At 72.5% G+C, this 17,714-nt stretch carries 15 protein-coding genes and 1 tRNA gene; 10 read left to right on the plus strand and 6 right to left on the minus strand.

The features are described 5' to 3' along the window. Nucleotides 1-59: 59 nt before the first annotated feature. Both OG798_RS22110 and OG798_RS22115 read right to left on the minus strand, forming a co-directional pair. Complete coding sequence (locus OG798_RS22110) at nucleotides 60-1,442, minus strand: sensor histidine kinase (RefSeq protein ID WP_328757576.1); 1,383 nt, start codon at nucleotides 1,440-1,442, stop codon at nucleotides 60-62. After that, a complete protein-coding gene (locus OG798_RS22115) occupies nucleotides 1,439-2,140 on the minus strand; it encodes a response regulator transcription factor (protein WP_095854484.1) in 702 nt (233 codons plus the stop codon). The genes OG798_RS22110 and OG798_RS22115 overlap by 4 nt, the downstream gene beginning before the upstream one ends. Before the next feature lie 119 nt (nucleotides 2,141-2,259). Here OG798_RS22115 and OG798_RS22120 point away from each other — a divergent pair, with 119 nt between their 5' ends. Then, complete coding sequence (locus OG798_RS22120) at nucleotides 2,260-2,787, plus strand: hypothetical protein (RefSeq protein WP_121416039.1); 528 nt, start codon at nucleotides 2,260-2,262, stop codon at nucleotides 2,785-2,787. A gap of 106 nt (nucleotides 2,788-2,893) precedes the next feature. Here the strand turns inward: OG798_RS22120 and OG798_RS22125 are convergent, their stop codons facing one another. Both OG798_RS22125 and OG798_RS22130 read right to left on the minus strand, forming a co-directional pair. Further along, a complete protein-coding gene (locus OG798_RS22125) occupies nucleotides 2,894-3,811 on the minus strand; it encodes a spermidine synthase (RefSeq protein WP_121416038.1) in 918 nt (305 codons plus the stop codon). 74 nt (nucleotides 3,812-3,885) lie between these two features. Next, the gene (locus tag OG798_RS22130; protein ID WP_257016787.1) at nucleotides 3,886-4,317 is read right to left on the minus strand and encodes a hypothetical protein; all 432 of its coding nucleotides are present in this window, start codon (nucleotides 4,315-4,317) and stop codon (nucleotides 3,886-3,888) included. A gap of 301 nt (nucleotides 4,318-4,618) precedes the next feature. On the opposite strand from OG798_RS22130, the gene OG798_RS22135 reads away from it, so the two are divergent. Then, a complete protein-coding gene (locus tag OG798_RS22135; protein ID WP_097225773.1) occupies nucleotides 4,619-6,067 on the plus strand; it encodes a hypothetical protein in 1,449 nt (482 codons plus the stop codon). Nucleotides 6,068-6,087: 20 nt separating this feature from the next. Here OG798_RS22135 and OG798_RS22140 read toward each other — a convergent pair whose 3' ends face one another. Next, nucleotides 6,088-6,684, minus strand: coding sequence for a histidine phosphatase family protein (locus OG798_RS22140; RefSeq protein ID WP_095854480.1), 597 nt, complete (start codon nucleotides 6,682-6,684; stop codon nucleotides 6,088-6,090). A gap of 261 nt (nucleotides 6,685-6,945) precedes the next feature. Between OG798_RS22140 and OG798_RS22145 the strand changes: the two genes are divergently transcribed. The 7 genes from OG798_RS22145 (at nucleotide 6,946) to OG798_RS22175 (ending at nucleotide 13,528) form a co-directional block, all read left to right on the plus strand. Continuing rightward, a complete protein-coding gene (locus tag OG798_RS22145; protein WP_095854479.1) occupies nucleotides 6,946-7,944 on the plus strand; it encodes a phosphatase PAP2 family protein in 999 nt (332 codons plus the stop codon). Then, a complete protein-coding gene (locus OG798_RS22150; RefSeq protein WP_257016786.1) occupies nucleotides 7,895-9,109 on the plus strand; it encodes a hypothetical protein in 1,215 nt (404 codons plus the stop codon). Before OG798_RS22145 ends, OG798_RS22150 begins: the two co-directional genes overlap by 50 nt. Then, the gene (locus OG798_RS22155) at nucleotides 9,100-10,704 is read left to right on the plus strand and encodes a hypothetical protein (RefSeq protein ID WP_097225772.1); all 1,605 of its coding nucleotides are present in this window, start codon (nucleotides 9,100-9,102) and stop codon (nucleotides 10,702-10,704) included. Before OG798_RS22150 ends, OG798_RS22155 begins: the two co-directional genes overlap by 10 nt. Continuing rightward, complete coding sequence (locus tag OG798_RS22160) at nucleotides 10,701-12,035, plus strand: AAA domain-containing protein (protein ID WP_097225771.1); 1,335 nt, start codon at nucleotides 10,701-10,703, stop codon at nucleotides 12,033-12,035. Before OG798_RS22155 ends, OG798_RS22160 begins: the two co-directional genes overlap by 4 nt. A gap of 225 nt (nucleotides 12,036-12,260) precedes the next feature. Beyond that, nucleotides 12,261-12,644, plus strand: coding sequence for a hypothetical protein (locus tag OG798_RS22165; protein ID WP_054232844.1), 384 nt, complete (start codon nucleotides 12,261-12,263; stop codon nucleotides 12,642-12,644). 193 nt (nucleotides 12,645-12,837) lie between these two features. Next, nucleotides 12,838-13,464 (plus strand): bifunctional DNA primase/polymerase, encoded by a 627-nt coding sequence (locus OG798_RS22170; protein ID WP_095854477.1) that lies wholly within the window; start codon nucleotides 12,838-12,840, stop codon nucleotides 13,462-13,464. Then, nucleotides 13,455-13,528: transfer RNA gene (locus OG798_RS22175), tRNA-Lys, on the plus strand. Before OG798_RS22170 ends, OG798_RS22175 begins: the two co-directional genes overlap by 10 nt. Before the next feature lie 69 nt (nucleotides 13,529-13,597). Here OG798_RS22175 and OG798_RS22180 read toward each other — a convergent pair. After that, complete coding sequence (locus OG798_RS22180; RefSeq protein ID WP_328760062.1) at nucleotides 13,598-15,073, minus strand: M6 family metalloprotease domain-containing protein; 1,476 nt, start codon at nucleotides 15,071-15,073, stop codon at nucleotides 13,598-13,600. Between the two features lie 557 nt (nucleotides 15,074-15,630). Here OG798_RS22180 and OG798_RS22185 point away from each other — a divergent pair. Continuing rightward, on the plus strand, nucleotides 15,631-17,700 hold the full coding sequence (locus tag OG798_RS22185) for an EAL domain-containing protein (protein WP_435864052.1): 2,070 nt from the start codon (nucleotides 15,631-15,633) through the stop codon (nucleotides 17,698-17,700). Nucleotides 17,701-17,714: the final 14 nt, after the last annotated feature.

Here is a 17,714-nt window from a genome sequence, read left to right on the forward strand (position 1 = left end):
ATCTTATGGTGCGCTTAAGGAAGGCATCGGGGACGGTTAAAGGTAGAGACCAATTCGCCTCACACCCGGCTCGCGCCCACGCCCCGCCTGCGACGCCGCACGGACCCCCTGTGCCCGCGCCGCACCGGAGCCCGCCCGTCCAGCTGGATCCATATGCGCACCTCGGTGCCTCCCAGCACCGACGAACCGATCCGCACGTCCCCGCCCGTCGACTCCGCGAGCCGGCGCACGATGTCCAGGCCGAGGCCGGTCGAACCGTCACTCCCGGAACCCTTCCCGCGCGCCATCGCCGCCTCCGGGTCCACGATGCCCGGGCCCGCGTCCGACACCAGCACGATCACCGCGTCCTCGCTGTTGTGCACGTCGACCGCGAAGGCCGTGCCCTCGGGGGTGTGCCGGAACACGTTCCCGAGGAGTGCGTCGAGCGCGGCGACGAGGTCGGCCCGGGCGACGGGTATCCGTACGGGACGGTCCGCTCCCGCGACCCGCACCTTGCGCCCCTCGTCCTCGGCGAGCGCCGACCAGAAGTCCATCCGCTCGCGGACGACCTCGGACGCGTCGCACCCGGCGCCGATGACGGTCGCCGCCGTCTGCGGCTTGGCCTCCCGGGCCGTCCGGATGATCGTGTCGACCTCCCGCTCCAACTGCGCCACCGCCGCCCGCGTCTGCTCGGCGGCCGGCCCGTCACCGAGCGAGGCCGTGTTGAGCCGCAGCACGGTCAGCGGGGTGCGCAGGCGGTGCGAGAGATCAGCGGCCAACTCCCGCTCGTTCGCCAGGAGTTGCACGACCTGATCCGCCATCGAGTTGAACGCCACCGCCGCCAGCCGCAGTTCGTTCGGCCCCTCCTCGGGCACCCTCGCGCCGAGCTTCCCCTCCCCCAGCTCGTGCGCGCTCTCGACGAGCCGCTGCGCCGGCTGCACCATGCGTACCCCCAGCCGGTCGGCGACCGCGACCGAGCCGATGATGAGCGCGACCCCGACCGCGGCGAGCACCGCCCAGGCGGTGCCGACCCCGTTGCTGACCTCGGACTCGGGGACGTAGACCTCGACGACCGCGATCTCGCCGGAGCTCAGCGCGGTGGGCTGGAGCAGGGTGGAGCCGCCGGGGACCTCGGTGGTGGAGGCCCGGCCGATGCTGCGTGTGGTCGCGATGTCCTTGGCGGCGGCGCGCTGCCGTCCGATGTCGACCGCCTTGGCGCCGTCGCTCGCCGGTATGTGCACGGCCATCCCGTCGTCCGAGCCGGCGGAGGCGACGACCCGCTCCAACTGGTCCCGGTCGGTGGTGATGGACAGCGCGGGCGCGATGGCCGCGGCCTGCCGCTCGGCGTTCGAGAAGGCGCGGTCCCTGGCCATCTCCTTGATGACGAGCCCCAAGGGGACCGCGAAGGCCACCACGACCATCGTGGTCACCGCCACGCACACCTTGACCAGTGCCCACCTCATCGCGGCGGCTCCAAACTCGGTGGTTCCAGCTTCACGCCAACCCCGCGGAGCGTGTGCAGATAGCGCGGCCTCGCCGCCGTCTCGCCCAGTTTCCGGCGCAGCCACGACAGATGGACGTCTATGGTCTGGTCGTCCCCGTACGACTGCTGCCACACCTCGGCGAGCAGTTCCTTGCGCGCGACGACGACACCGGGCCGCCCGGCGAGAAACGCGAGCAGGTCGAACTCGCGCCGGGTGAGGTCCAGTCGGGCGCCGTCCAGCTCGGCCTGGCGGCGCAGCGGGTCGATGGACAGGCCGCCGACCCGGATGACCGGCGACGCGGGCGTATCGCCCGTCGACCGCGAGCGGCGCAGGACGGCGGCCATCCGCGCGGACAGGTGCTCGACCGAGAACGGCTTGGTCAGATAGTCGTCCGCCCCGTCGTTCAGCAGGCGGACGATCTCCGTCTCGTCGTCCCGCGCGGTGGCGATGATCACCGGGACGTCGGTGATTCCGCGCAGCATCTTCAGCGCCTCGGCCCCGTCCAGATCGGGCAGGCCGAGGTCCAGGATGACGACGTCGAAGGAGAAATGGGCAACCTCGCGCAGCGCCTCGAGGGCGGTGCCGACACTGCGCACCGTGTGCGCGGCTTCGGTCAGATGCCGGATGAGAGCGCTGCGTACGAACTGGTCGTCCTCGACCACGAGCACACTTGCCATGCGCCGCACCGTACGCCATCTGTGCGATGCCGGTCCGGTGCCTGTGGACAACTCGGGCCGCCACCCTGTCCCGAGACACGGGAGACACCCATGGGGCGCGTGAGGCAGTATGACTGGCGATGCTCAGAGGATTCGTACACGTACTGGCTTGGTCGCTCGCCACGGGCGCGGCGGTCACGCTGTCGTGGTGGGGTGTCCACACGGTCATGACGGGGACGGCGTACGATCCGCCGCGCGCGCTGCCCATCATGGTGGGCGGGAAGACGACGCAGGAGGCCAAGGCGCTTGCCTCGACGACGAGTCGGCCGTCGGCGAGTCCGAGCCCCTCCGCCTCGAAGCCGACGGCGAGTCCGCGGCCGAGCGCGACGCCGGTGCCCTCGACATCGCCCTCCGCCGACCCGAGTCCGAGCGCCTCCGGACCGGTGGGGCGGGTCAAGAGTTACGACACCGACGGGGGGCGGGCCGTCTTCGATCTCGGCACGACCTCCGCGACGCTCGTCTCGGCGACGCCGGGTTCGGGGTGGTCGATGCAGGTGTGGAAGACGGAGTCGTGGATTCGGGTGGAGTTCACTTCGGGGGCGGATCGGGTGTCGGTGTTCTGTACGTGGCACGACGGGCCGCCGCGGGTGGAGATCGGTACGTATTAGCTGCGCGGGCTTTGCGAGTCGGGTGCGGGTGATCCGTGGCTGGTCGCGCCCACGCGGCGGAGCCGCATATGTTCACAGCCCCGCGCCCCTTTGGGGCGCGTCATACTCACCGGAACACAGAAGCCGGCGGGGCCGGGGATGCCACCGCCGCCGCGTCCAGCACCGGTAGCGCTCCCCCGGTGAAGTCGGTGAGTTGTTTGCCGTGTTCGAGTCTCGCCGGGTGGGGGTCCGAGGCGGCGCGGCGGGTGAGTTCGGCCAGGGGCAGGGGGTGGCCGGAGGCCACGAGGACGGCGTTGCCGAAGCGTTTGCCGCGCAGGACCGTGGGGTCGGCGATGAGGGCGAGCTCGGGGAAGACGGTCGCGGCGGTGGCGATCTGGCCGCGCAGGTGGGCCAGCGGGGGGCCGTCGGCGAGGTTGGCGGCGTACAGGCCACCGGGTTTGACGGTTCTGCGGACGTCGGTGAGGAACTCGACCGAGGTGAGGTGCGCGGGGGTGCGGGCGCCGCTGAACACGTCCGCTATCACCAGGTCCGCCCAGCCGTCGGGGACCTTGGCGAGGCCCTCGCGGGCATCCAGGGAGCGCACCCGGATGCGGGCGTTCGGGTCCAGGGGGAGTTCGCGGCGGACCAGTTGGACGAGCGCCCCGTCGCGTTCGACGACCTGCTGGGTGGAGCGGGGGCGGGTCGCGGCGGTGTAGCGGGCGAGGGTGAAGGCGCCGCCGCCGAGGTGGACGGCGTGCACGGGCTTGCCGGGCGGGGCCACGAGGTCGATGACATGGCCGAGGCGGCGCTGGTACTCGAAGCTCAGATGGGCGGGGTCGTCGAGGTCGACGTGGGACTGGGGGGCGCCGTCGATGAGGAGGGTCCAGGCGCGCGGGCGGTCCCGGTCGGGTATCAGCTCGGCGAGGCCGCCCTCGACCGTCTCGACGACGGCGTCGGCGGACGCCTGCCCGCGGCGCGAACCGCGCGACGCGTCACGCGCCGCGCCCCGCGCGTCGTCGGACCGCTTGTTCCTCGACCTTCCCATCCTGCCATTATCAGGGCGTACAGGGAGGTCGGCGCAGCGGCAACCCGTGGGGGCACCGCCCGGTGTTTCCGGGGTCAGCTGCAGTTGTCCGCGGCCTCGATCAGCCGCGCCGCCTCGCCCAGCGCCGCCCGCAGCACGGCCGGGTCGGTCGCGAGGTCCGCGTCGCCGGGCGGCAGCAGCCAGTCCGAGCCCTCGACCGGGGACTCGGGTGCCACCAGGCTGAGGCCGCGGCCGTTGGTCTGGGTGCAGGTGCTGCCCGGCATGTCCCAGGCGTCCGCGGTGCCGGGCGGCACCAGGAAGCCGAGGGTGTCGCAGCCGTCGTCGAGCAGGACGGGCCCGACGGAGTCGCAGGAGCCGCGGCGCAGGATGTCGACCGCCTCCAGCCCCTGGCGCGCCGGAACGGTCACGAGGTCGCAGTCGGCGACCGGCTCCGGTGGGGCGTCGCACTCGGGGGACGGCCGGTGCTCGGCGGTCGACAGCGGCGTACGAAACTCGGTGCTCTCCATCCCGGCCTCCAACACGGAACCCCTCCTCCTGCACGAGTGGGTCGGGAGTTCGGGTGTGCTCCCGGTCCACCGGGTTCAACGCGTCAGAACGTCAACGGCTACGGCATAACTCAGCCGCAAAGGATGGCAGTTCATGGCAGATCGTGCATGAGATATCCGTTTTGTAGCCAAACCCAGCGTGGTGACACCGTCACAGCAGGTACGTTCTTGCTCCGCCGGGACAGGGCGACACACGCCGCAACACGGACAAACTCGCCTTGCGTCCGGCATGGTTCGACGGTTCGCAAGAGAGGGCCCGGCCATGGCGTCGTCAGCGGTGACCTCGTCCCAGTCCCCCCGGCCACCACGGCCGAATCTCGCCTTCCGGCGGCTGCGCGGACAGCGCTCGCCGGGCGAGTTCGCCGCGGCGGTACGGAGGGCCGCGCGCGAGATCGAGGAGCGGGTCAGCTGTGACGCGCGCTACATCGGGCGGGTCGAGGCAGGCGAGATCCGCTGCCCCAACTACGCGTACGAACGGGTGTTCTTGCACATGTTCCCCGGCCGCACGCTGACCGACCTGGGCTTCTCGCCCCGTTCATCCGTACGCGGCCGAGGGGCGCGCGACACGGACGAGGCGCCCCCTCCCCACACCACAAGCCCGGCGTACACCACCGGTGAGACGGAGGAGACGTACGAGACGTATGACACGCAGGACCCGTATGGCACGCACGAGAACCACGAGGAGAGCGACGTGCAGCGTCGCGCATTCATGACTGGAGGCACCGCCACCGTGGCGGCGGCCTCACTGGGCCCCTTCGGGATCACCTTCGGCGCTCCGGCCGCGGCCGCGGACCGTCGGGTCCACCGGGTGGGGACGTCCGAGGCGGGCGCCCTCGAAGAGGCCGTCCGCCGGATCCGGCTGCTCGACGACCGGCACGGGGCCGACGGCCTCTACCGGCGGGCCGCGGCGCCGCTGCGGACGGCCTACGAACTGCTCGACGCGGGCACCACCCGGCAGACCACCGCCGACCGGCTGTACGCGGGGGCGGGCGAACTGGCGATCTCGGTGGGCTGGTTGGCACACGACTCCGGGCGCTTCGAGGACGCGCGCTCGCACTACGCCGAGGCGCTGGCGACCGCCCGGATGTCCGGCGACCCGGCCCTCGAGGCGCACGCCTTCTGCAATACGGCGTTCCTGGCACGCGACGCGGGGCGCCCGCGCGAGGCGGTGCGCGCGGCGCAGGCGGCGCAGCGCGCGGCACGCCCCCTCGGCTCCCCGCGGCTGCTCTCCCTGCTCGCACTGCGCGAGGCGGGCGGCTGGGCCGGACTCGCCGACCGACCGGGGTGCGAGCAGGCACTCGTCCGCGCGCAGACGCTCTTCGAACGCGGCCCCTCGGAGACCGATCCCGAGTGGATGACCTTCTACGGAGAGGCCGAACTGGAGGGTCTGGAGGCGCAGTGCTGGTCGACGCTGGGCGACTGGACCCGCGCGGCCCGGCACGCCCGGCGCGCCGCGCACCTCCAGGACCCGCACTTCACCCGCAACATCGCCCTCTACACGGCCGAGCTCGCCGACGACCTCGCGCGCGGCGGCCGCCCCGACGAGGCCGCCCTCGCGGGCCTGCGCGTCCTCGACCTGCTGGGCGAGGTGCAGTCGTCGCGCATCCAGACCATGCTGGCGGGCACCGCGCGCGTACTGCTGCCGCACCGCCGGGCGTCGGGTGTGTCGGCGTTCCTCGAGCGCCACGCGAGTCTGCCGCGCATCACATGATCCCGGCCGCAGGCCGGTGCTTACCCGGTCAGGTGCCCGCAGTCGTTCCACGCCTCGATCGCGGGCTCTCCGTAGGCCCAGCCGAGCACCGACAGCGAGGTCGGGTTGAGGCGGATACGGGCCGCGAAGTCGAGCGGGAGGCCGAGCCAGCGGGCGCCGATCGAGCGCAGGATGTGCCCGTGCGCGAAGACCAGCACATCCCGGTCCTGCGCGCGAGCCCAGGCGACGACCTCGTCCGCGCGCGCGGTGACCTGCTCCAGGCTCTCCCCCTCGGGGACGCCGTCGCGCCAGATGAACCAGCCCGGGCGCACCGCCTGGATCTCGGCCGGGGTCATGCCCTCGTACGCGCCGTAGTCCCACTCCATGAGCGTGTCCCAGGTGGTGGCACGCTCACCGAAGCCGGCCAGTTCGCACGTCTCACGCGCGCGCGCCAGCGGGCTGGTGCGCACCTCGACCCCCGAGAGCCCGTCGAAGGGCGCCCGGTGCAGTCGCTCCCCCAGCACCTTGGCGCCGCGGCGGCCCTCTTCCAGGAGCGGGATGTCGGTCCTGCCGGTGTGCTTGCCGGACAGTGACCACTCCGTCTGACCGTGCCGGGCCAGCAGGATGCGCGGTGCCATGAAGAGAAGCCTTTCCGGTGCGCGTGCAGCACGTACGGGACGAGGAGGTGACGCGGACCTGAGAGATGGGTCGTTCCATCATGTCTCACCCCCGCGTCGGGCAACCCGTCGGGCGATCTCTGCGTCTTTGACGACCGGGGGGCGCCTCCTTAAGCCGTTCACATACACCGTAAAATCGGATGGCCGCGTCACCGGAGCGCAATCGGCTGGTCACGTAGGCAACAACCACAGGTCACGCAAGCAGATGGGGAAGGCGATCGGATGCCGCAGACCGATGCACGGCGAACCGAGGCGGCACCGCGCGCCCGGCTCCGCCGGTGGACCGAACTGCGCACCGCCGCATCGCACACCCGGCTGCGCTGGTGGACCGAGCTCCCGCTGCTCGTGATGGTGTACGCGTCGTACTCGGCGGGCCGGCTGCTCGCCCGGGGCGACACCGACGACGCCGTCGGTCACGGCCTGGAGATCCTGCGCGTCGAGAAGGCCCTCCACCTCAACGCCGAGCACCCGCTGAACCGGCTGTTCACCCGCGAGGCCTGGCTCGGCGTCCCCGCCGACTTCTGGTACGCGTCGCTGCACTACCTGGTGACGCCCGCGATCCTGATCTGGCTCTTCCGCTCCCGGGCCGTGCGCTACCGCGCCGCCCGGACCTGGCTGATGACATCCACGCTGATCGGGCTGATCGGCTTCACGCTGATGCCGACCTGCCCGCCCCGGCTGCTCTCCGCGGGTCACGGCTTCGTCGACACGATGGCCCAGTACAGCTCGTACGGCTGGTGGGGCGGCGAGGCGAGCGCGCCGCGCGGCCTCGGCGGCATGACCAACCAGTACGCGGCGATGCCCAGCCTGCACGTGGGCTGGTCGCTGTGGTGCGGAGTGATGCTGTGGCGCTACGGCCGCACCCCCGTCGTCCGGCTCGCGGGCATCGCCTATCCGCTGCTGACCACGATCGTCGTGATGGGCACCGCCAATCACTACTTCCTCGACGCGGCGGCGGGCGCCGCGGTGATGGGGATCGGGCTGCTGCTGACCCCGTACGTGATGCGGCTCGCGGACCGTGTGCGGGGGCTGTTCAGTGCCCGCATCCCGTGGGTCGCGGGCGCCTCGCGCGGCGCACGTTCCTCAATTGTCAGTGGCGGATGCCAGACTTCCACGGGTGAGCGAATTCCCCGACAGCGCGAGTCCCGAACCGGGCCCGAGGCCGAGCCGGGTGCCTCCCCCAAGGATGCCGGGGAAGGTGCTGCGGCAGCAGCTCGCTGAGCTGCGCGGTTCCGCCGTACCGCCCAAGGCGCTGGACGCGCGGGCCCTCGCGGCGCTCGCCGCGAACCCAGGGTGTGATCGGCGCGCCCTGCTGGACGGCGCGGGCGTCGACAAGGCGAAGCTGGCGGACGCGCTGGGCTCGCCGTCCGCCTTCGGCCAGTCCCAGTTCGCCTTCATGCGGGGGAACGCGTTCGAGGCGCGGGTCAAGGCCGACGGCGGCGCGGAGCTGCTGCGGCTGGTGCACGAGAAGCTGGACCCGGGCGCCGAGCCGCCCGCGGCCGGTGTCGTCCCCGACCTGAGCGCGGTCGGCCCCGAGGGGCGCGCGGCCCGTACGGCGCTCGCCCTGCGCGAGGCCACCACGGCCGCCGTCTGGACCCTGCTCGACCACCCCATGCTCGCCCTCGACGTCGCGGGCTCCCCCGCCTTCCTGGAGCCGGACGCCGTCGTCGTCCACCCCGACGGGAGCTGGACGGTCGTCGAGATCAAGTCCTTCCCGATGCTGGACGGCTCCGCGGACCCGGCGAAGGTGGGCGCCGCCGCCCGCCAGTCCGCGGTCTACGTGCTCGCCCTGGAGGAGGTGGCCGCGCGCCTCGGCGCGGGGCCGCAGGGGGGTGGTGCCCAGGACGGCGGCACCGTCCCCGACGTTCGCCACCGGGTCCTGCTGGTCTGCCCCAAGGACTTCTCCAACCTGCCCACCGCGTCCGCCGTCGACATCCGCAAGCAGCGCGCGGTCACCCGCCGCCAGCTGGCCCGCCTCACACGCGTCGAGGACATCGCGGACGCCCTCCCCGAGGGCACCTGCTTCGCCCCCGACCTCCCGGCCGCCGATCTGACGGCCGCCGTCGAGTCCGTCCCCGCGACGTACGCCCCCGAGTGCCTGGCCGCCTGCGAGCTCGCCTTCCACTGCCGCGACCGCTCCCGCGCCGAAGGCGTGGTGACGGCCCTGGGGCGGTCGCTCCGCTCCGAACTGGGCGGGCTGACGACGATCGGTGAGGTCCTGGCGGCGGCCCACGGCGCGGCCGGGGACCCCGACGACCCGGCGGTCGTGGCCCTGCGCAGGGCCGCGGCCCTGCGGTCGGAGGCCCTGCGGGGGCGCGCGACGCCTCCCACCGGCCGGCCGGAGCCGGCCGGCGAAGTCCTCCCGGAGGTGGCCCCTTGTCGCTGATCGCCACCCTCGCCCGGCTGGAGGCCGTCGAGAGCGGGCGGGCCCAGCCCCTCGCCACCGTGCGGCACCGGCACCTGACCGAGCGGCCCCTGGTGTTCGTACCGCTGACCACCGCCGGTGAGGCCGGGGCCCCGCTCGGGGCGCTGGTGGGCACGGACCGGGACGCGCCCCGCCTGCTGGTCGTGCCGCAACCCCGGGACCGCGACCTGCGGTTCGCGTTCCTCGCGGAGCTGGCCGATGTCGTACTGCCGTACGTGGACGCCTACGCCGACGACGTCGAGGCGGCCGAGCGCAGCGAGACCGATCCCGAGACCGGCAAGCGCGTCAAGGTCGAGGTCGAACTGTGCGCGGACGCCCCTCAGCTGATCGTGCCGAGCCGCGCGGGCGTGGAGTTCGTACGGCTCCTCGGCCGCTCCACGCGGTTTCGGCGCACCGCGGAGCAGGAGCCGGAGGCACCCCATCCGGCGCCGCCCCGGGTGCCGTTGCTCGGGCGGTGGCTGACGCACTTCGCGGAGCGGGCCCGGGTGCCCGGCTCCGCCCTGCTGCTCGCCCTCACCGACGTGCTGTCCCGGCACTGGGCGACCGGCCAGAGCAGCCTGGAGGACCAGCACCTGGGGGCGCTGCTCGCCTGGATCGACCCCCCGGAGGGTGCGTCGGGCGCGGCGGCCGCGCTGCGGGCCGAGTTGCGGCGGGATGACGGGGGGCAGCTCGTGTGCCCGCCCGCGGGCCCGGCCACCGACCCCGCCTTCGACAACAAACTGCTCGCTCCCGCCATCGAGCGCTACGACCGCGCGCGGACCGCCCTGGCCGCCGCCGAGGACGGCTTGGAGGCGGACGACCGGCTCGGTGAACTCACCGCCGCCGAGCGGGAGATCCGCGCCCTCGTCGAGCAGGTCACCCGGCCCACCTGGGACGCGGTGTGGCGCGGCCTCGACCTGCTGCGGACGCTCCCCGAGGGCACCCACGCGGCCGACCGGTGGACCCGCGACCGCTGGTCGTTCACCGGCCACCGCGACCGGATCACCGCGGGCGAGCCCCCGCAGCCACGCCGTGACGACGCGGTCACCGCGGCGAACAAGCTGGCCACGCGCGAGCGTGAACAGGCCCGCCTGGACGCGCAGGAAGCCCTCGACGATCCGCTGGTCATGGCCGGGCGGCGGCTGGTCGGGGAGGCCTTCGCGGGTGAGGTCACGGACGTCGTCATGGCGTACAGCGAGAGCAAGAGGCCGAGCCCCCGCCCCCTGGTGACCGTGCGCACGGAGGACCGGCCGCACCTCGGGGAGCGGACGAAGGTGTACCGGTCGCTGGGCGGGAAGCCGCAGGCGGCCGAGTTCGTCGGGTACGAGGAGTCGTCGGAGGGCGACGGTCTCGTGGTCCTGCGGATCGTCGACAAGATGGGGCGCGGCAAGGAACCCGAGACCGGGTCCGTGCCGGAGAAGGGGGACCTCCTCTGCTTCACGCTCTTCGAGCACGAGCAGCGGGGCGGCGCGAAGCTGCCCGACCCGGAGGACACCCCGTGGACGCACGGCGGACCGCCGGGCGAACCCGACGCGGTACCGCAGCCGGACCCGGTGACGGAGGAGGACGTCCTGTGACCACGGTCTTCGATCCCGCAGCCGCGGCCGGCCGCGCCACCGACGCGATCCTGGACGACACCCTGCACGGCACGCACCGCGGTGTCGTGGTCGACTCGCCCCCGGGTGCCGGGAAATCCACCCTCGTCGTCCGCGCGGCGCTCGAACTCGCCTCAGCGGGGCGCCCGTTGATGGTCATCGCGCAGACCAACGCCCAGGTCGACGACTTGGTGCTGCGGCTCGCCGAGAAGAACGGGGAGCTGCCGGTGGGGCGCTTGCACAGCAGCGATCCCGACCCCTACGACAAGGCTCTGGACGACCTGCCGAACGTGCGCAAGTCCACCAAGGCCGGCGATCTGGCCGGCCTGGACGTGGTCGTCTCGACCGCCGCCAAGTGGGCCCACGTCAAGGGGGTCGAGCCGTGGCGGCACGCGATCGTCGACGAGGCCTACCAGATGCGGTCGGACGCGCTGCTGGCCGTGGCGGGGCTCTTCGAGCGGGCGCTGTTCGTGGGCGACCCCGGGCAGTTGGACCCGTTCGCGATCGTCGGCTCCGAGCAGTGGGCGGGGCTGTCGTACGACCCGTCGGCGTCCGCGGTGACGACACTGCTGGCCCACAACCCCGAACTGCCGCAGCACCGCCTCCCGGTGTCCTGGCGGCTGCCTGCCTCCGCGGCGCCGCTCGTCTCGGACGCGTTCTACCCGTACACGCCGTTCCGCAGCGGCACCGGCCATGGTGACCGGCGGCTGAAGTTCGCTGTGGCGTCGGACGGTTCGGGTCCCGACCGGGTCATCGACGAGGCGGCGGAGGCCGGTTGGGGGCTGCTGGAGCTGCCCGCCCGGCACACGCCGCGTACGGACCCGGAGGCGGTACGGGCGGTGGCCCAGGTCGTACGACGGCTGCTGGACCGGGGCGGTGCGGCCACCTCGGAGCGGGCGGACGAACCGCTGCCGCTGACCGCCGACCGGATCGCCGTCGGCACGGCGCACCGGGACCAGGCGGCGGCCGTACGGGCGGCGCTCGCCGACCTCGGGGTCACGGACGTCACCGTCGACACGGCGAATCGGCTTCAGGGGCGGGAGTTCGACGTCACCGTGGTGCTGCATCCGCTGTCCGGGCGGCCCGACGCGACCGCGTTCCACTTGGAGACGGGGCGGCTGTGCGTCCTCGCCTCGCGGCATCGGCACGCGTGCATCGTGGTGTGCCGGGCGGGCGTGACGGAACTGCTGGACGACCATCCGTCGACGGAGCCCGTGCAGCTGGGGGTCACGGTGAAGTTTCCGGACGGCTGGGAGGCGATGATGTCCACATGGGACCACTGGTCCGAGCACCGGGTGACCTGGCGTCCCTGACCGCCCTTACGGCACCTCGGTGCTGTCGCATGTGGCGGAGCATCGGGTGCTGTGGCGACCGTAGATCCACCCATGGATCCACAGCGGATCCATAGGGGGCGGCCGTGGGTGCGGATGGCACGGTTGTACGGGTCCGCGCACGCGGGCCTACTTGCGCGGACGGGGGAGAATGGACGTTGGCCCACCCACGAAGCGGGCCCCTGAACCGTACGAGGAGGAGAAGACATGGCGGAGCCCACGCCGCGTCGGAACGAACCGCGGCTACGCCCCGCGCCCCTGCTCTTCGAGCCCGCGGAGGCGGCCGGTGATCCGGAGCACTTCTTCGATCTCGAGTCGATCGACGATCCTCGGGCGCTGCTGGCGCGGGCCACGGAGCTGACGCTCGCGTTTCGCGCCGCGGCCGATCGGGCGCTCGAGTTCCAGGCGATCGCCGCCGCGCAGCTGGCCGATCCTCGGCGGTTCGATCGGCTTACGCCGGCTTCGATCGCCGAGCGGGCCGAGTGGACCGAGGACTATGCGAAGAAGATGATCGAGTTCGGGCGGGATCTGTTGCGAGGGGCCGAAGGGGATGGGCGGGGGCTTGGGCATGGGGTGGGCGACCATGCGTGAGCCGGTCGTTTCGGTGTAGCCGCGGGGTTCTCTCGCCCCCGCCGCCTGGGCCGGTCGCGCAGCTCCGCGCGCCCCTGAAGGCCTAAGGGCCTGGCATATGCCGCGGGGGCAAGGTACTCCTCCCCCGGCGTTCTGTCCCGGGTTTTCGCAACTCTCGGGGGGCGGATGCTTACCGACGGTAGATCTCATAGCCATGAGCAGCACACGGAATCCGGCAAGCTCCGCCGCCCCGTTGCCCGACCGGTTCGACGTCTGCGGCGTCACCCCGGACGGAGCCGCCTGGCTCGCCTCGGCAGGAACGTATCCGCGCAGCACCCTCACCCTCTGGGAGGAACGCCCGACCGCCCCGGTCGTCCTGCCCTGCGGCACCGCCTTCGACATCGTCAACGTGCCCGCGATCTTCGGCCGGCGGATGCTCGACCGGCTGTGGGACGAGGGGCCGGGCTCGGGCCCGGTGGCCGTGCACCGCGGGCGGACGCTGCTGTTCAGCGCGCCGGGCACCGCACAGCGCCTGCCGTCGCTCCTGGCGTGGGAGGCGGGCGAGTCGGGGGGATCCGGGCGCGTCGACGCCCTTCCTCCGCTGCTCTGCCACGGGGCCGGCGACGCCGTGACCGTGCCCGCCCTGAGCCCCGTCGCCCACCTCACGTCCCGCTGGCTGGTGGCCCCCGACACCCGGCATCCGTGGCTTCCGGGGCCCGAGATCCTGGTGTGGGCGGCCGTCCGGGCGGCCCGCACGGCCGCCTCCGCCGCGGTGCGGATATCGATTTTTCCTCCCGCCGATCAGGATGCTAAGGTCTACGACGTCAGCAGGCGCCGCTAGCTCAGTTGGTTAGAGCAGCTGACTCTTAATCAGCGGGTCCGGGGTTCGAGTCCCTGGCGGCGCACAGACGGTGAGAAGCCCCTCGCGAAAGCGAGGGGCTTCTTGCGTGTCCGGCCCCACGCGGGCGAAGGGCTCAGCCTGTCGTGATCTTCACCGTCCACGCCCCGGACGCCGTCCGGTCCTCGACCTCGACACGCGCCTTCTCGCCGGGGACCGTGAAACTCTCCCCGAGTCCGACCGGCGCGTCCGCCAGGGGCGGGTACACCGATTCACCCCAGCAGGACTCGGAGTGCGGGTGGGCGTCGACGACCTCGACCGGGCCGCCGCCGGAGTCGGTCTCGCTGCGGATGCGGTAGATCAGGACGCCCTGGGTACAGGTGGCACCGTCGTTGCCCGTCGAGGTGCGCGCCTCGAAGGCCAGCGCGCTGTCGGGACCCGTACGGACCACCGCCAACTTCGTACCGCGACCGGAACCGAAGATGCGCGACCCTGGGGCCGAGGTGGGAAGGACCGCCCGCGAGGCCGACAGGGACGGGGCCGAGGCCGACAGAGCCTGGGCAGGCAGGGCCGAGGTCCGCGCCCGGGAGCCCGGGGCGGACCCCCCGGAGACGGAGCCCGAGCCGGGCGTCCCGGGACCGGGAATCGACCCCCCGAACCCTGAGGCGGAGCCCGCCGAGTCCGAGGTCGACCCCCCGGAGCCCAGAGCCGGTGCCGGACCGGCCTGGGCGCCGGCGCTCGCGACGGAAACCGGCGCTCCCGATGCCGCCGTCCCCGCGCCGCCCGTCACCGGACCCGACCCCAGCGGCTCCAACGTCAGCCTCGTGGTCCCGTGCTCCCGCAGACAGGCCACCTGGCGTGTTTCCAGCCAGCCCAGTTTCCACTTGTGCCAGCCGAACAGATCGGGGGCAAGGCCGAACTGGCTGCCCATGAGGTCCCAGTCTCCGACATAGGTGTCCCAGTCGCCCTTGCCGTCGGTGGGGCGATGGTAGAGGTCGGGCAGGTCGAAGACGTGCCCCGTCTCGTGGGCGAGGACGAGGCGGTCCGGCGGGTGCTTCTCGAAGACCGTGACGACGCGGCGGATGTCCTTGCCGTCGGCTTCGATGGGGGTGTCGAGGTTGACGACCTTCGTCGCGTCGGAGTCGACACCCGGCGCGTCCGGGTCGGCCACGAAATAGACGATGTCGTAGCGGGAGAAGTCGACCCGCCGGTCGGCCGCGGCGACCGCGTCACGCAGATAGGCGCCGCGCCGCGCGGCGTTCCAGTCGCGCTTTATGGCGTACGAGGTGGAGGCGTGCGGCATCCGGATCCAGTCGCGCTGCGGATGCGGGCGCAGCGTGAACCTGCCGTACGAGGCGCGCTCGAAGAACTGGCTGGTGGCCGGGAAGTAGTCGGCGGCCAGTTCGGCGGGCGTGGTGTGGGGCCGGGAGTCCGGGAAGGACAGATAGACGAGCACCGCGTCGAGGGGGCGGGTGGGGCGCGGATAGTCGGCGTTCCAGGTGTCCAGGCCCTCCGAGTGGTGGGCCTCGGTCCGCCTCAGGGCACAGGGGGAGAAGAGGGGTTCGGCGAGCGCGGGGCCCGTGATCAGGGAGGTCGCGGCCAGCGCCGTCATGGAGGTGAACACGGCCGCGGTGCTGCGCCAGCGCTGCGCGCCCTGACCGACGGAGACCCCCAGCGTGCCCGGACGAGCGAGGACCCGCTGCACGCCGAGAACCGTCAGGACGTCAGGAACCCGCGAAACGTCACGGGTTCGACGCCGCCGAGCCTCTCGGGCGAGACCCCTCGGGGGGCGCTGACGCGGCACGTCGACCTCCGGATGCGGTTTTCGGGACACCGCACCCAGCCTGGGTTACTTAGTGATATTTCGCCCTGTTTGCCTGCACCAGAAGAGTGAGGGGCCATGAGCAGCCGCAACCCCGAACGACACCCCGAACACTCACAGAACGTCACATGCGATCGCCAGGCGCAGGAACCGGTCCAGATGCAGGCAGAAACGATCTGTCAGAACCGGTGGTTGTTCCGGGACACTGGACTGTGGCTGGAAGGCTCCGGAACCAGCCTCTATGATCGGCACACTTTCCTGCACGGACACGGCTTGTTCGGCCGTCCAGCACCGGCCGACCACCCGAGAGACCCATACGAAGAACGAGTGCACTGCGGGAGCGAGCGGTGAGCGGAACGTCCGAAGGGCCGACGCCCGCGGCAGATCTCATCCGGTCGGCCGTCACAGAGCGTCACATCGACACATCTCCGCGTACGTCTCCTCGTACGTACGCCGGGGTGCCTCCCAGCGCATCCGTCCCCGCCGTTTCACCCCCCGACGCATCCCCTTGCGCCGGGGCCTCTCCCGGCACGTACGCCCCGGCGGAAACACCCCTCGACACCCACGACACGCCTGAGTCCCCCCTCGACACGCCCGGGTCCATCTGCGACACGCCCGAGTCCATGCCTGGCGTTTCCGAGTCCGTCCCCGGCGTGGCGCTCATCCCGACCGCCGGGACCTCGACGTCTCCCGGCGCGTTCCGTGCGGCCTTCGGCGCCGCGCCCCTTCCGATGGCCGTGGTCGACCGCGAGGGTCTGGTCGTCACCGCCAACGAGTCGCTCGACGCGCTGCTCGGCACCGGATCGGGCGCGCTCGTCGGGCGGATCGCGGCCGATCTGGTGGATCTGGCCTCCGACGCCCGCACCTGGCACGCGTACCGCGAGGTGCTGCGTGGCCGACAGGCCCGGCTGCGCTGCACCCGCCGCATCAAGCACCCCGACGGGCACTCGCTCTGGGTGCAGGTGACGGTCGCTCCGCTGCCCGCGCAGGAGGAGGCGGTACTGCTGTCCATCGCGGACATCAGCGCCCGCCGTGAACTCCAGGCGCGGCTGCGGCACTTGCAGATGCACGACCCGGTGACCCGGCTGCCCAACCGCACGCTGTTCTTCGAGCGGCTCTCCTCCGCCCTGGAGGCGGAGGCGTACGAGGAGGGCGGCACCGGCCGGATCGGGCTCTGCTACCTGGACCTGGACGGGTTCAAGGCGGTCAACGACACCCTCGGCCACCGGGTCGGCGACCGGCTGCTCGCGGCCGTCGCCGAACGGCTGACGCGCTGCGCCGACGAGGCGGGTTACGCCCGAGGGGCCACTCCCCTGGTCGCCCGGCTGGGCGGCGACGAGTTCGCGCTGCTGGTCGAGGACTCGACCGGGACGGACCAGTTGGCCGACCTCGCCGAGTCCGTCCTGAAGTCACTGCAGGCGCCCTTCGACCTCTCCGGGCAGCGGCTGTCGGTCTCCGCGTCGATCGGGGTCGTCGAGCGGCGCGCCGCCGGGACGAGCGCGACCCATCTGATGCAGGCCGCGGACACCACGTTGTACTGGGCGAAGGCGGACGGCAAGGGCCGCTGGACGCTGTTCGACCCGGAGCGCAACGCCCACCGGATGACCCGTCAGGCGCTCTCCTCCACCCTCCGGGCGGCGATCGACCGGAACGAATTCGCCCTGGAGTACCAGCCCTTGGTGGGCATGGCGGACGGCGGGGTGCGCGGGGTCGAGGCGCTGGTCCGCTGGAACCATCCGCAGTTCGGCACACTGACGCCGAATCGGTTCATCGGATTGGCCGAGGAAGACGGTTCGATCGTGCAGCTCGGCCGTTGGGTACTGGCCACGGCCTGCCGCCAGGCCCGCCGCTGGCAGCTGGACCGTCCCGACGCGGTGCCGATCTTCGTCAGCGTCAACGTCGCCGTACGGCAGGTGTGGGACTCCGACCTGGTCGCGGACGTGGCGGAGATCCTCGCGGAGACGGGTCTCGCCCCGCATCTGCTCCAGTTGGAGCTGACGGAGTCGGCGGTGATGGGCTCGGCGGGGCGGCCACTCCAGGCCCTTCAGGCCCTCAGCGACATGGGCGTCCGCATCGCCATCGACGACTTCGGCACCGGGTACTCCAACCTCGCCTACCTCAGCCGCCTGCCGGTCTCCGTCCTGAAGCTGGACGGGTCCTTCGTGCGCGGCTTCCAGTACGAGGGGCCCGACGGCGGTGTCGGCGGCGCCCACCCCAACCCCGCGGACGAGGTCATCGTCGAGGCCCTCATCCAACTCGCGCACCGGCTCGGCCTGACGGTCACCGCCGAGTGCGTGGAGACCGCCTCCCAGGCCACCCGGCTGCGCGGGATCGGCTGCGACACCGGGCAGGGCTGGCTGTACTCCCGCCCGGTGGCGCCGGATCGTATCTCCGCCCTCTTGACCGCGAACTCCTGACCGCGAGCTCCTGA

The sequence above is a fragment of the Streptomyces sp. NBC_00271 genome, from assembly GCF_036178845.1.
In the GTDB taxonomy this organism is placed as follows: Bacteria; Actinomycetota; Actinomycetes; order Streptomycetales; family Streptomycetaceae; genus Streptomyces.